Origin of the sequence: Wolbachia endosymbiont (group A) of Gastracanthus pulcherrimus (assembly GCF_964028265.1) — a bacterium.
In the GTDB taxonomy this organism is placed as follows: domain Bacteria; phylum Pseudomonadota; class Alphaproteobacteria; order Rickettsiales; family Anaplasmataceae; genus Wolbachia; species Wolbachia pipientis.
Genome location: NZ_OZ034763.1, coordinates 312,306 through 325,772 on the forward strand (window position 1 = coordinate 312,306; position 13,467 = coordinate 325,772).

The following is a 13,467-nucleotide window of genomic DNA, read 5'->3' on the forward strand; positions in this document are numbered from 1 at the left end:
TCTGGAATGCAATAGTTAATAGTGACGTTGTTTGTTATAAAAAATTTCTATGTATTCAAATATTGCAGTTCTAGTTTGTTGAGCAGAGTGTTGTGAAGTATCAATAAGTATTCCTCTTTTCAATGAGCTAAAGAAGCTTTCTGCAACAGAATTGTCGTAACAACAGCCTTTATTACTCATCTATATTCTTTACAGCTAAGAGATATTGATACCCTTGCGCAGTATATTGTGAACCTTGGTCACTGTGCAGCAGTAGATTTTTAACAGGTTTACGCCTATTAATGGCCATTAATAAAGAGTTCATAACCAATTGTTTATTTATTGCACTACTCATTAACTACCATACGTGAGAATTATTGCTGCCAAATATAGCCATCCCTCCTTGGTTTTGATGTAAGAGGTTGTCCGGAAACAAGTAAATTCAAGCATATTCCCTCTTTAACATAACCCTACTCATAGCTAGGTATATGAAATTCTCAGTGGATGTTGTGAGTAAATCATACTCCTTCGATAGCCTTCTATTCCTATTAACCCAAGCAAAAGTCCTTTCTACAACCCATCTTCTTGGCTGTACTTTAAACCCTTGTTCTCTTGTTGGTAGTAGCTCAGGTGGCGTATCTTTGTGCACCCAAAATCTACATGGAGGCCTTGTAACAATTTCAATATCTATGTCATATTCTTCCTTTATGTGATTCTTTAAATTTCTTCCTTGGTATCCCATGTCAGCCCACATTTTTTTAACTTTAGTATATTTTGTTCTCATATTGTTTAATGCTATTTTAATACCATCTCTATCATTTTCGTTAGCAGCGCCTACGTAACAACCTAGTATAAAACCCTGAGTGTCTGTAATTATATGCCTTTTTCTACCCTTTACTTTTTTACTTCCATCATAGCCTTTGATCCCCCCTTTTCTGTAGTCTTTACAGATTGACTATCTACTATACAGGCACTCGGCTGCTCATTCCTTCCTATTTTTCTTCTACTATATTTTGTAATTTCATAATTCATTTTCTCAAAAATTCCCTGCTTCTTCCATTGCCTGAACTGCTCATACACAGTCTTCCATAGCGGAAAATCATTTGGTAAATACCGCCATTGACACCCTGTACGCAATACATAGAAAATTGCTTCTAATATTTCTCTTTTGCTATACTTTGGCGGCCTTCCTCCTTTCTTGTATGATACTCTGAAGTGTTTTTCTATTCTTGCCTATTCCCTTTCGCTTAGATCTGTTGGATACTTTTTTCTCATCTTTACCCCGTACTAAAATTTCAGATATTATAGCCTTTTACTTGTTTCCGGACAACCTCTTATAGCATTTCTCATAATAGTCCGAACAGGTCATAGGAAGGCAGAATCAACAGCACGACGAAAGGATTCGAATAGAGGAATGTTTTTCCTGGCTCTGTTTTTTATAGCAAACCAATGATGCTCAATTTTGTTGAAATCTGGAGAATAAGGCGGCAGATACAAAATTTCTGCACCAACCCCTTTAGCAAGCTTTATCAGACTTATGAAAAGTAGCATTGTCAAGAATGACAGTCTGTCCAGGTTCCAAGATCGGTGTCAAAAATTGCTCAAACCATCCATTAAAAACATCCATATTACAGTGGCCTTCAAAGGTTAACGGAACAACTATCTTTCTTCCACTTAAGGCTGCAACCATAATGATTCGTTGAGTTTTCTTTCCAGATTTTAAGGCATAAAACCGCTGTCCTTTCTGGCAATATCCGTAGGGGTAGTCTTCGGTGTTATCAATGCCAGACTCATCTATATACACTAAGTTTTTAGGTTCTTTTGTCGCTATAATTTTCAAAAATTCAGCACGTTTTTCTTCGTTTCTTTCCTTGTATCCATATGTCTTTTTTTGCGCGTAAATCCAATTTTTTTAAGGGCTCGATAGATCGTTTGGATACTAACGTTGTTCCAAAGTTTAGCCATTTCCGATAGAGTCTTTCCTCCGTGTTCTCTGGCAAATTTGGCAAAGGTACCCCAGTCGGTAATTTTGTGATTGTAACCCCCATTTCCAAGTTTTTTTGATTGAAAGTCTCCTGTTTCTTTTCTTCTTTGCTGCCACTCCCATAAAGTAGTTCGTCCAATCTTAAATCTTGCTGCCACTGTTTCTCTGCTTTCTCCTTCGTCTAGCGCTTCCATTGCTTTTTTTCTTAAATCATAACTATATGCTGCTGGCATTCAACCTCCTTATCATCATCTACCCTTATCCTATCACATCCGGACTTTTATGGAAAGAGCTATAAGAGGTTGTCCGGAAACAAGTAAAAGGCTATAATATCTGAAATTTTAGTACGGGGTAAAGATGAGAAAAAAGTATCCAACAGATCTAAGCGAAAGGGAATAGGCAAGAATAGAAAAACACTTCAGAGTATCATACAAGAAAGGAGGAAGGCCGCCAAAGTATAGCAAAAGAGAAATATTAGAAGCAATTTTCTATGTATTGCGTATAGGGTGTCAATGGCGGTATTTACCAAATGATTTTCCGCTATGGAAGACTGTGTATGAGCAGTTCAGGCAATGGAAGAAGCAGGGAATTTTTGAGAAAATGAATTATGAAATTACAAAATATAGTAGAAGAAAAATAGGAAGGAATGAGCAGCCGAGTGCCTGTATAGTAGATGGTCAATCTGTAAAGACTACAGAAAAGGGGGGATCAAAGGCTATGATGGAAGTAAAAAAGTAAAGGGTAGAAAAAGGCATATAATTACAGACACTCAGGGTTTTATACTAGGTTGTTACGTAGGCGCTGCTAACGAAAATGATAGAGATGGTATTAAAATAGCATTAAACAATATGAGAACAAAATATACTAAAGTTAAAAAAATGTGGGCTGACATGGGATACCAAGGAAGAAATTTAAAGAATCACATAAAGGAAGAATATGACATAGATATTGAAATTGTTACAAGGCCTCCATGTAGATTTTGGGTGCACAAAGATACGCCACCTGAGCTACTACCAACAAGAGAACAAGGGTTTAAAGTACAGCCAAGAAGATGGGTTGTAGAAAGGACTTTTGCTTGGGTTAATAGGAATAGAAGGCTATCGAAGGAGTATGATTTACTCACAACATCCACTGAGAATTTCATATACCTAGCTATGAGTAGGGTTATGTTAAAGAGGGAATATGCTTGAATTTACTTGTTTCCGGACAACCTCTAAATGTACAATAAGAACTAGATTCCAGACTGGAATGACAGCAGTCCTACGTCATACCGCGATTCATTCTCGGTATCTCTAGATCCCGCTAACAAGTAGCGGGATGACGGTTGTCAGGCTAGCTGTCATCCCAGTGCCCAGACACTGGGATGGCTTTGTTGCATCGCTCTTCGGATAGTAGGTAACGTACAATAAATTCATGAAGCTATCTCAAACTTAGCCATGCCTATTTCAGTAAATTTGTTAAGCAAATAACACTTGAGTAGCAGTTCCTTCTCACGATTAATTTCAGATTTGCTCCTAAAACTAAACCCAAATATTCGCTTCAACCTTGAGAAAAATCCTTCAATATACGATCTTTTTCCGTAATTTACTTCTTCTTTCCATCTTTTTATACCATTCTCACCATGTAATTTCATTAACTGAATAGCGGCATTTCTATCAAGCATATAATCCAATTTTGGATGCTCTGCTGCGTTGTTTTTCGGAGGAATTTTCGTTTTTATACCATATTGATTACACAGCTTATAGAGCTTTTCTCTGTCATATGCCCTATCTGCATATAGTACTTTTATGACATACTGAAAATCGACTTCTTTTAGCAAATCACAAGCTCCATAGTGATCAGAGTAGACACCGTTACTGTATTTTACAGCTATGGCTTTTTTGCTGTTTGTATTCAACATTACATGCAATTTTCTTGTCTGTTCATAGCTGCGATACTTTCTATCTTCGCTATTTTCTTTGCTATGACCAGGAGTGTTGTTGTATATACTAATTCCTGTACTGTCTATAGCAATTTCGATATCTTCCGTATTATTTTCTGCAATCATTGATCTTAATATTGAGTTTCTTAAACCTTCTTGATGATTGTGAATAGCTGATAACTTGCAAATTTTTCCCAATTTGCTCAAGGTATCCTGCTATAAACCCAACTGTTTGCCTCAGGCCTATTCTAAATAAACAAGTTATTATGTGCACCAAAATTACAACTTTATCGCTATAAATATTGTTGCCACCTGGTATTTTTGGACCATTCTCGTACCACTTTTCTATGGCTTCGTTGGTATAATGAAAAATATTTCCTCTTTTTTCTAGAAATTTGTTATATTCGCTATGGTTACTGACCCTCATTTTTTGTGGCATATTTTTTCTTTCAAGGTTAAATGGCTATTTTATAATGAATTTTGTCAGTAGCCACCAGATTTTTCAGTTGCTATGCAACAAAGCCCACTGGGATCCAGAAATTTTAATTGTAAGTAAGCATACTGGGTTGATAAGTATAAAAGTAGCTAGAAAATAAACATTTTTGATGAGATTATATGGAAAACTGGATGCCAGTGTCAAGCACTGGCATGACACCCTTCACGGACTTTTAAATTACTTTAGCTATAAATATTAAGAAATTTACCAAATGAAAAAAAAAGGCAAAAGAAGCCCTGGGGTTATTATCCGCTTTAAAATATTGGCGTTTTTTATGTTTTAAACGCTTGACAAGCGAGATTCAGCCGCTTTTAATTGCAACTAACTTACGCTGCAAATGTTTAAGAAATTTACTAAGCAGAAAAAAAGACAAAGAACCCCCGAGTTAGCTAGTCTTTTACTATCTCTGTCGAGTATTGGCATTTTTTGATGTCTTGTAACGCTTTATAAGCGCGTTCAGCTTATTTAGATAAAAACCTAGATGTAGATGAAGCTTTGTAAAGACATACAGTATCTATATACTGCAAAAAATTGAACATAAGACGCCGATACATTAAGTAATCCTTACCTTTTAATCTGCAGATTGGCGAAAGCAAATACAATAGCTTCAGTTTCATGATAAGGGGGCTGGTGAGGTTTGTCAAGGAAGTTTTTTCGTTTCTATGTTGTCAGCTACTTGGATGACGCCAATCTGAGTTAACTACACCAACTCACATTCAGCAAAAAAGAAAGCTATCTCCTTACGAGCATTTTCTAGACTATCCGAGCCGTGGACTCTATTTTCACTAATATCATCAGCAAAATCACCCCTGATTGTGCCTTTATCTGCCTGCTTTGGATTGGTAGCTCCCATGATTTGTCTGTATTTACTTACTGCATTTTCACCAACTAAAACTTGAACTACCACAGAACTAGAGGTCATAAACTCTACTAATTCCCCAAAAAAAGGCCTATCTTTATGAATTTCATAAAACAGCTCTGCTTGTTTTTTTGTTAGTAACATCATTTTTTGTGCTGTGATTTTCAGCCCAGATTGTTCGATGTAGGAATTTATATTGCCTGTAATATTATTTTTTACTGCATCAGGTTTTAAGATTGAAAGTGTCTTCTCAATTGCCATATTATTTCCTTATATAGAATAGTACATTTATAGATTTATTTTATTACAAATTTTAATTTCATAGAAGTGATTTTTTATCTATAATTAAGGACAAATCATCAAGGAGGTATTGTATGGGTAAATGTTGTGAAAATAACACTACTAAACAAGCTGAATCTACTACTAAAAAATTAGTAAGTAACTTTAAGTCATCGCTTTTGTGTGGAACAAAAGGGTTTTTGACTTTTAGTCTGGCATTTTTAAGTTATTTGGAATATAGTTCACATCATAATACAAAATTAAAAGAAGGTGCTGCCTTTGCAATGAAAAGAAACACTATTCCATTTCTTGAAATGACAATCATAGCACCGCTTGTTTGTTTTGCACTGCCAGCTATGCTAGGCAGTATGAGCCTCATGCAATGCGCACTTTTATGTGCTGCCTTAATGATTGCCACATGTTTTATTGTCAGAACTTTTCATCTGCGTGAGAAGTTAATGGAAAAAATCACTAACCATAGTAGAAAAGAAATAGACGCGGAATTTAAGAAAGATACTATAAAATTTCCTATTTTTGATCAAAATAGAAAACACATCGAGTATAATTCGCCCAATTCAGGGCAACCACTGAATGAAACGAGTAGCACCTCTCTTTTCGTTAAAGTTTTACTTTTCCCTCTAAAGGTTCTTTTGAAGGTCCTGCAAAGTTGTATAATGCTATCTTTAGCTGCTGTTGAACTTCTTGAAACCGTGCCAAGTTTTTGTGTTGATCTGTTTTTTGATAGAAGTTTTGAATCCACACAGAGTAACATGCAGAGATTTGGCCACTTATTGTATGCAAATGTGAGAAATTTAGTGCCTATAACTAAATTTGATGAGTGTGTAGCTAATTTTATAGGTACCCCGAAAGTAACTTGTTGTAGTAGTGCGTAGGTGAAAAAGGCAGTTATCTTATTTAATCTTGGCGGGCCTGATTCACTAAATGCGGTCCGTCCTTTTTTATTCAACCTTTTTTATGACAGGAGAATAATCAATCTACCGAATCCCTTTCGGTTTCTTTTAGCAAAGTTTATATCTGCGAAACGAGAAAATACTGCACGAAAAATATACGAGGAAATTGGAGGTAAATCGCCAATTCTAGAGAATACAAAAATGCAAGCTAATGCTTTAGAACTAAAATTAAACGAAAATAGAAACCATGTACACAAGGTATTCATCTGCATGCGCTATTGGCGTCCATTTGCTGACGAAGTTATTGAAAGTGTAAAACAGTTTGATCCTGATGAAGTGATTCTGCTGCCACTGTATCCACAATATTCAACTACCACAACTCTGTCATCCATCGAGAATTGGCAAAAAAATGCTAAACGGTATGGCCTAAAATGCAATACAAAAATGATTTACCGTTATTATGATAACCAAGATTTTATTGAAGATCACGCTAATCTGATAGCTAAGTACTATAAATTGGCTAGCAAAATCGGTAAACCAAGAGTCCTATTTTCAGCCCATAGCTTACCTCTTAGTATTATTAAAAAAGGCGACCCTTACGCTTCACAGGTAGAAAGAAGCGTAGAGTTAATAGTAGAAAAGTTAGCTATTAATAACTTAGATTGGTCAATATGTTATCAGAGTAAGATTGGTCCTGTAAACTGGCTAGAGCCAAGCACTGAAAGTGAGCTATTACGCGCAAAAATTGATGGTGTACCTGTAGTTCTATCACCTATATCTTTTGTTTCTGAGCATTCAGAAACTCTAGTTGAACTTGATATAGAATATAAAGCAATTATCAAGGATGGATATTACTTTCGCGTGCCAACTCTCAGTGCCGATTCTTTGTTTATTAAATGCTTGGCTGATTTATGCATAAATCTCCCTTAAAGCCCTGATTTATAGTGCTTTTCTTTTAGGATTTTATGTGATAGAATAACAGAAAGTTATTATTTTATTAACTATTTCATGCCAAGCAAGCTAAAAGAAAAATCAAATACGGTTGCACAAAAGGTACATGATGCTTATAATCATGATATCAGGAAGGCAATCTGCATCACAACAGGTTTAACAGCCCTATTGTGTAAGATTTCACTGCAATTTTGCTGCGAGTTCATTGACAATAATAGATCCAATATCTTTCTTATACGGAATGTTGCTCGACTAGTAAAGTTTCCGACATCTATTCTATACATTGCCCATTCTGCATTTACTCTACAGGATCTAATTAAGGATTACAGAAACCCTGAGAGTAAAAAAGAGCTGGCAAAAATTGTGGGTAAATCGGCTAATCTTGCAAGCAGCATCATAGAAGCATTGATGATGTTGAAAGTCATCCATTTTTTTACTAGGAGTAATGCAGACGTAATAAGTCACATTCACTTAACATCAACGATCCTATTTCTGTTTATTTCGGAACCTATAAGCTACTATTATTCATGGAGAAAATACCTAGATAATAAGGATCCTGAAAAGTCTGCTAAGTGTAAGAAGGACCTTATTATCAGCACATTAACTTTGTCATTAGGTTTGTTAAACTTCATATTAAAAAGAATGGAGACTGCAACCATACCAATAAACTTAGGTAATGGTATAATCTATAATTTCAACTTAAGCGTAACAGTTAGCATAATATATAGTGCAGTATTTCTGGCAGTTCAGCTTGACAAATTGTTTCAACAACCTGTCAATGATGATCCTTCCACTGAACTTGATAGTGCTGGCCATAACCATATTCAGCACGGTAATGATGGTAATGATCTGCCCGATGGTAACGCTGTGGGAATGTAAGGGTTAGAGGTGAAAAGATTTTATTTCTACTGCCAACGCTAGTACTGCTAATTTGCTAACAATACTCCAAAGTGACAGAATTTTACCTTCCACAACCTGGCTAACATCATGAAACTCACAGTCAGTGGCATTCAAGCTAGAATATACATCTTTTCTGCTATTACATCGGTATAAGTAACATGTTGGAGTATCTCCTATATAGTATATTAGCGGTTCTGCAGAACTGCTTTTAAACATGTCAATGGTTGGTACACCTTCTTGTATAATAACGCTATTGATTGCTATTCCTTCTTTTATCTTTTTCATTTTATGACGCTTTTTTTTATTGAGGTTTAATATTTCCTCTCCACTTGTTGCTGTTATAATGCCCATCCCATATGTGCCATTGCTTGCTTTGATAAAAACGTAAGGTTGTGTTTTTATTTCATATTCCTCATATTTTTTTTGCACTAGAGATAATATTTGGTCAACTTTAGTTGCTACTGCTCCTAGTGACAAATCATCATCAAAATCAACTCCATCACAGCTCTCTGTAAGCACAGAAATTAGCCATGGGTCTATTTTAAATTCGCCACAAAACTCAGATGCTAATTCTTGATAGATTTCAAAATACTTAAATTTCTGCCTGCTATGCCAACCGTATAGTGGGCTTGGTACTATATCTTGCTTTACGTCTTTCAGCGTGTCTGGAATGTGGCTCGTCATATCACGGTTCAGTATAATAACATCAGGCACAAATCCTGAAGTTGTCTTTAGCAGAGAGTTTTCTTTCACAACAGTTTCATACTGTTCTATTAAATTGTATACTTCATTATGTAAAAGGCCAATTCTAGCTTCAAAACCTGCGAGTTGCAGTACTTTCTCTATAACAAATACGTTTTCTATATACATTTTATTGCGTGTATAATTTTCCGGTATTATAAGAACCTTTTTGTATTGATGTCTTTTAAAGTAGCTTTCTATCAATCTTGCTGCCATTGTTCTTGATTCTTCACTTAAGTTATTGAATCCTGCAGGAAATAAATTAGCGTCCACTGGGGCAATTTTGTAGCTGGAGTTTCTAAGATCTATAGAGCTATAAAATGGCGATGTAAGGCCATTAAATTTTGCTTCGAACCAATTATTTATACTTTTTTCCAAATCTGGGTGAATTATGTTTTGCATCTGCACTTTAAATGTTATAAGGAAGGTATTATATTATAAGCTATAGTTGAACATATTTAGTAAATTTGACTAAAGATTAAAGTATAATGAGATTCTTATTTAAAGTGATAGAAAAATGATTCAACACGATAACAATAAAATGTATGGCACTACTATACTGTCAATTAGAAAAGATAAAAGTGTAGTAGTAATAGGTGACGGACAAGTTTCACTGGGCCACACTGTTATAAAATCTGGAGCAAAAAAAGTTAGGCGTCTTTCTGGTGATTCCGTAATTGCTGGATTTGCCGGGGCAACAGCCGACGCATTTACTCTTTTTGAAAGATTAGAATCTAAACTTGACAAGCACCCAGGGCAATTAATGAGAGCATGTGTTGAACTTGCAAAAGACTGGAGAATGGATAAATATCTGAGGAAATTAGAAGCTATGATGATCGTTGCAGATAAATCTATTTCATTAGTAATTACGGGAACAGGTGATGTTCTTGAACCTGAAGATGGAATCGCAGCTATTGGCTCTGGGGGAAATTTTGCTCTATCTGCAGCAAGAGCTTTAATTGACATTAAAGGAATATCAATAGAGGAAATTGCGAAAAAGGCTATGAAGATAGCTGCTGATATATGTGTTTATACAAATCATAATGTGATTATTGAAAAAATAGAGGAGTGATATGTCTTCCAAGCAAAAAACTTTATGCACCAATTTTTCCAATCAGCCTATAACCCTTTCAGAAGGACGGTCTTGTAGTAGTGACACCTACGATGAAAAAAATGACCTCTATAAAGATACTAAGAGTGGTTTTGATTCAAATGACAGCGATGTTCAAGTTAATGACAGTACTCAAGTTTTGTTAGATGACCTGCCACCACAGAAGATAGTTAAAGAATTGGACAGATTCATAATCGGACAGGATGATGCAAAGCGTGCTGTTGCTATTGCGCTCAGAAATCGTTGGCGTCGCAATCAGGTTCCATTTCCATTGCGTGATGAAATCATACCTAAGAATATATTGATGATCGGTCATACAGGGGTTGGTAAAACTGAAATAGCTCGCCGCTTAGCAAAACTTGCCGGTGCACCGTTTATAAAAATTGAGGCAACGAAGTTTACTGAAATAGGATACGTTGGACGTGACGTTGATTCGATAATACGTGATTTAGTTGATGCAGCAATAGTTTTAGTTAAAGAGAAAGCCCGTAAAGCCTTAGCTAAAAAGGCTTTAATTTTAGCTGAGAAAACAATAGTAAACTCTATGGTAGGCGAAGATGCAACCGAAGAGAGTAAAAAAATTTTTAGAGAAAGGTTGAGGAATAAAGAGTTTGAGGACGGAGAAGTTTCTATTAACGTCAGAGAGAGCAAGAGTATGTTACCTACTTTCGATATACCAGGCATGCCAGGTGGGCAAGTTGGTGTGATGAATGTAACAGAAATAATGGGCAAGATGTTTAACGGGAGCAAAAAAACAAAAACTATTACGGTGAAGGTAAAAGAAGCGCGTGAAATATTAATTAATGAAGAAAGTGAAAGGCTAATGGATGAAGATAAGATAATCAAAGAAGCCATTGATCTTGTTAGTAATGACGGTATAGTATTTTTGGATGAAATAGACAAAATTGCAGCGCGTACAGAAGTAAAAGGTGAAGTAAACAGAGAAGGAGTGCAACGCGATCTGTTACCATTACTTGAAGGAACAACTGTTACAACTAAGTATGGCCATGTAAAAACAGACTATATATTATTTATTGCATCTGGTGCTTTTCATCAGTCTAAACCATCTGACCTCTTACCGGAATTGCAGGGCAGATTACCGATCAGGGTAGAACTTAAGGCACTTACTCAAGAAGATTTAATAAGAATATTAAAGGAACCAGAATCTAGTTTGTTAAAGCAGTACATAGCTTTAATGAAAACAGAAAATGTGACACTTGAGTTCACTGATGATGGTATAAAAACCATAGCTGAAATAGCGTTTACAGTTAATAGGCAAGTGGAAAATATAGGCGCAAGAAGGCTTCACACTGTTATGGAGAAGCTTTTAGATGAGATAAGTTTCATTGCTTCTGAGAAAAATAGCGAAAAATTCATTATAGACAGCAAGTATGTAAAAGATAAACTTGAGTCAATTTCGAAGCAGCTTGATTTATCTAAGTTTATACTTTAGGAAAAACGAAAAGCCTACTTTAAGTAGTATAGAAAGTGTTCAGAAGGTCAGCCAGTAGACCTAAAATTTCAGCTATATTCTTTAGGCTGTTTTTCAACAGTAGAATGGTGTGCTGCGACCTCTTGCTTAACATCTAAGCTTAAGTCAATTATTGAGATATTTTCTTCATCATAATCTATGTCTTTTATTAACATATCGTCAGTAATAGTCAAAAGGTCAGGCGGAGAAAGAATAGTTCTTTTATTACCAGCTCTCATTCCCACAACTCCAAGCTCTATAGCAAGTGGTATTTTTTTATCGCCAACCCTAAATTGCACTGTTTGATCTTTGGCTATATATTCTCCATTATGCTCCTTTACGCTATATTTAACCGATATCTCATCACCGCACCTTACTTGTTTTCCAGTCTTGTTAATTAAGTCATTAAAAACCATCAGATTATTTACTGAGTCGGGATATTTATCCTTTACTTCGATCAGTTTGACGTAATAAGAATTAAAATTCATTTTGTTATCATTGGCAATAGTAACTACACGCTCTCCGCCTTCTTTCATACCTATTACCCCTAAACTCACTTCTTTTAGGTTATCTTGACCTATTTTCAAAGTAACATCAGAAACTTTGCTAGGGAGTGTTGCTAAGTTATTATTAGAAATTTTATATATTTGCAGTAGGACTTCCAGGCCGCAGAAAGCCTTGCTGCCACTGCCTTCAGTAATTTCATAAAAATTTATCGAATCTTCTTCTTTTTGCTGCGTCATTTCTTCTAAATATTCTGTTAGCCCATGCTTTTCAATATAGCGGTCAAGTGCTGATTCAAGTATTGGCTTCACTAGGTAATGTGCTATCGTCTGTATCAAACCACCATGCGTGGCACTTATCTCATAAAGCTTGTCCTTTTTTTCCGGTTTACCTTTGTTTATATAGACAATAGTAAACACAAAAGCAGAAGTTAAAGTGAGAATCATTACTATGGAAATAAGCATTTGTAATATAATTTTTCTAACCATCTTTCTTTACTTGATTCAATAAATCATATAAATAATTAGTATCCCCTGAAAGCGCACTCAAATTATCCAAGCCTTGTTTAAAGAGGCCGTCTATATAGTTCTCTACTTCACTTTTACCAAGCACAGACATAAGATTATTTGTTTTATCTTGTTCGTAGTCTTCAATATCATCCTTAGCTTGAAAGATAAGCCCTAGATTTATTCCATAGTTATATAACGCTTTACGTTGCTTGTCTATAGCATTTCCTATTATAGCGCCTATTTCACATGAAGCTGCAAATAGTTTTGCGGTTTTCATCAAATGAATTTCTTTTATTTTGTTAAAATCTGCACCAATATCTAAAGCCTGTCCTCCCACCATTCCCCTAATTCCTATTGCCTGAGAAAGAACTTTTATGATCTCACAGCGTTTCTCATTTAACGAAGATAATACCTCAAAAGCCAGAGTAAGTAGTGCATCTCCGGCAAGCACTGCTGTTGCTTCATCAAATTTTTTATGGCAGCTTAGCTGGCTTCTGCGAGTATCACTGTTGTCCATGCACGGTAAATCATCGTGAATTAGAGAGTAAGCATGAACAAATTCAATTGCTGCAGCAACTGATATTACTTTTTTAGCTTCCGCGTTAAACACTCGCGATGAAGCTACGACTAAAAAGGAGCGTATATGTTTTGCAGGAGCAAGGAGTATATAACGCATAGCTGATATAAGCTTATTCTCGCTATTTTCGGGTAAGAGTTTATTTACTTCTACAATAAGCAAATTTTTTGTTGTTTCGTCTAGCATTTTTGAATTGTTAATTGTTTAGCACGTAACGCTAGCCAGCTAGGGCAGTAGAAAACTTTACTGTAGTTTACCAGTTATAAAAGATATT

General features: G+C 35.6%; 17 protein-coding genes and 1 pseudogene. 6 read left to right on the plus strand and 12 right to left on the minus strand.

Features of this window, described 5'->3' with window-relative positions; all coding sequences use genetic code 11:
• Positions 1–15: 15 nt before the first annotated feature.
• The 4 genes and pseudogenes from ABWU47_RS01660 to ABWU47_RS01675 form a co-directional block, all read right to left on the minus strand.
• Positions 16–180, minus strand: a complete 165-nt coding sequence (locus ABWU47_RS01660; protein WP_353285729.1) for an IS3 family transposase — start codon at positions 178–180, stop codon at positions 16–18.
• Positions 173–334, minus strand: coding sequence for a DDE-type integrase/transposase/recombinase (locus ABWU47_RS01665; RefSeq protein WP_010082071.1), 162 nt, complete (start codon positions 332–334; stop codon positions 173–175). The genes ABWU47_RS01660 and ABWU47_RS01665 overlap by 8 nt, the downstream gene beginning before the upstream one ends.
• 87 nt (positions 335–421) lie before the next feature.
• A protein-coding gene (locus tag ABWU47_RS01670) for an IS5 family transposase (RefSeq protein WP_238513981.1) occupies positions 422–1,206 on the minus strand; the annotation gives its coding sequence in 2 pieces (ribosomal slippage) (positions 422–885 and positions 885–1,206; 786 coding nt in all).
• A gap of 138 nt (positions 1,207–1,344) precedes the next feature.
• Positions 1,345–2,196, minus strand: a pseudogene (locus ABWU47_RS01675) (IS630 family transposase).
• Positions 2,197–2,368: 172 nt separating this feature from the next.
• Here ABWU47_RS01675 and ABWU47_RS01680 point away from each other — a divergent pair.
• Positions 2,369–3,153 (plus strand): IS5 family transposase gene (locus ABWU47_RS01680; protein WP_353285762.1). Its coding sequence is split into 2 segments (ribosomal slippage): positions 2,369–2,690 and positions 2,690–3,153, totalling 786 coding nucleotides; the frame shifts between segments, so codons are not numbered across the junction.
• A 102-nt stretch (positions 3,154–3,255) separates the two neighbouring features.
• Here ABWU47_RS01680 and ABWU47_RS01685 read toward each other — a convergent pair.
• The 5 genes from ABWU47_RS01685 to ndk form a co-directional block, all read right to left on the minus strand.
• Positions 3,256–3,378 (minus strand): hypothetical protein, encoded by a 123-nt coding sequence (locus ABWU47_RS01685; RefSeq protein ID WP_353285730.1) that lies wholly within the window; start codon positions 3,376–3,378, stop codon positions 3,256–3,258.
• The gene (locus tag ABWU47_RS01690) at positions 3,375–4,010 is read right to left on the minus strand and encodes a transposase (RefSeq protein ID WP_353285731.1); all 636 of its coding nucleotides are present in this window, start codon (positions 4,008–4,010) and stop codon (positions 3,375–3,377) included. The genes ABWU47_RS01685 and ABWU47_RS01690 overlap by 4 nt, the downstream gene beginning before the upstream one ends.
• On the minus strand, positions 3,994–4,323 hold the full coding sequence (locus ABWU47_RS01695) for a transposase (protein ID WP_049973609.1): 330 nt from the start codon (positions 4,321–4,323) through the stop codon (positions 3,994–3,996). Before ABWU47_RS01695 ends, ABWU47_RS01690 begins: the two co-directional genes overlap by 17 nt.
• Before the next feature lie 63 nt (positions 4,324–4,386).
• Positions 4,387–4,539, minus strand: a complete 153-nt coding sequence (locus ABWU47_RS01700) for a hypothetical protein (protein ID WP_353285732.1) — start codon at positions 4,537–4,539, stop codon at positions 4,387–4,389.
• Between the two features lie 541 nt (positions 4,540–5,080).
• Positions 5,081–5,500: a nucleoside-diphosphate kinase gene (gene ndk, locus ABWU47_RS01705; protein ID WP_006279846.1), complete on the minus strand. Its 420-nt coding sequence runs from the start codon at positions 5,498–5,500 to the stop codon at positions 5,081–5,083.
• A 113-nt stretch (positions 5,501–5,613) separates the two neighbouring features.
• Between ndk and ABWU47_RS01710 the strand changes: the two genes are divergently transcribed.
• The 3 genes from ABWU47_RS01710 (at position 5,614) to ABWU47_RS01720 (ending at position 8,259) form a co-directional block, all read left to right on the plus strand.
• The gene (locus tag ABWU47_RS01710; protein WP_077188413.1) at positions 5,614–6,411 is read left to right on the plus strand and encodes a hypothetical protein; all 798 of its coding nucleotides are present in this window, start codon (positions 5,614–5,616) and stop codon (positions 6,409–6,411) included.
• A complete protein-coding gene (hemH, locus tag ABWU47_RS01715) occupies positions 6,412–7,359 on the plus strand; it encodes a ferrochelatase (protein WP_077188414.1) in 948 nt (315 codons plus the stop codon).
• Between the two features lie 78 nt (positions 7,360–7,437).
• On the plus strand, positions 7,438–8,259 hold the full coding sequence (locus tag ABWU47_RS01720; RefSeq protein WP_077188415.1) for a hypothetical protein: 822 nt from the start codon (positions 7,438–7,440) through the stop codon (positions 8,257–8,259).
• A 3-nt stretch (positions 8,260–8,262) separates the two neighbouring features.
• Here ABWU47_RS01720 and gshA read toward each other — a convergent pair whose 3' ends face one another.
• Positions 8,263–9,423, minus strand: coding sequence for a glutamate--cysteine ligase (gshA, locus tag ABWU47_RS01725; protein WP_006279841.1), 1,161 nt, complete (start codon positions 9,421–9,423; stop codon positions 8,263–8,265).
• Positions 9,424–9,538: 115 nt separating this feature from the next.
• Here gshA and hslV point away from each other — a divergent pair, with 115 nt between their 5' ends.
• Together hslV and hslU are read left to right on the plus strand one after the other, a co-directional pair.
• Positions 9,539–10,093 carry an ATP-dependent protease subunit HslV gene (hslV, locus tag ABWU47_RS01730; RefSeq protein WP_077188416.1) on the plus strand — a complete coding sequence of 185 codons (555 nt, stop codon included), beginning with the start codon at positions 9,539–9,541 and terminating at the stop codon, positions 10,091–10,093.
• Between the two features lies 1 nt (position 10,094).
• On the plus strand, positions 10,095–11,585 hold the full coding sequence (hslU, locus tag ABWU47_RS01735) for an ATP-dependent protease ATPase subunit HslU (protein WP_077188417.1): 1,491 nt from the start codon (positions 10,095–10,097) through the stop codon (positions 11,583–11,585).
• 68 nt (positions 11,586–11,653) lie between these two features.
• Here the strand turns inward: hslU and ABWU47_RS01740 are convergent, their stop codons facing one another.
• Both ABWU47_RS01740 and ABWU47_RS01745 read right to left on the minus strand, forming a co-directional pair.
• Entirely contained in the window at positions 11,654–12,595 is a 942-nt protein-coding gene (locus ABWU47_RS01740; RefSeq protein ID WP_006279838.1) for an FKBP-type peptidyl-prolyl cis-trans isomerase, read from the minus strand.
• Positions 12,588–13,379: a polyprenyl synthetase family protein gene (locus tag ABWU47_RS01745; RefSeq protein ID WP_077188418.1), complete on the minus strand. Its 792-nt coding sequence runs from the start codon at positions 13,377–13,379 to the stop codon at positions 12,588–12,590. The genes ABWU47_RS01740 and ABWU47_RS01745 overlap by 8 nt, the downstream gene beginning before the upstream one ends.
• Positions 13,380–13,467: the final 88 nt, after the last annotated feature.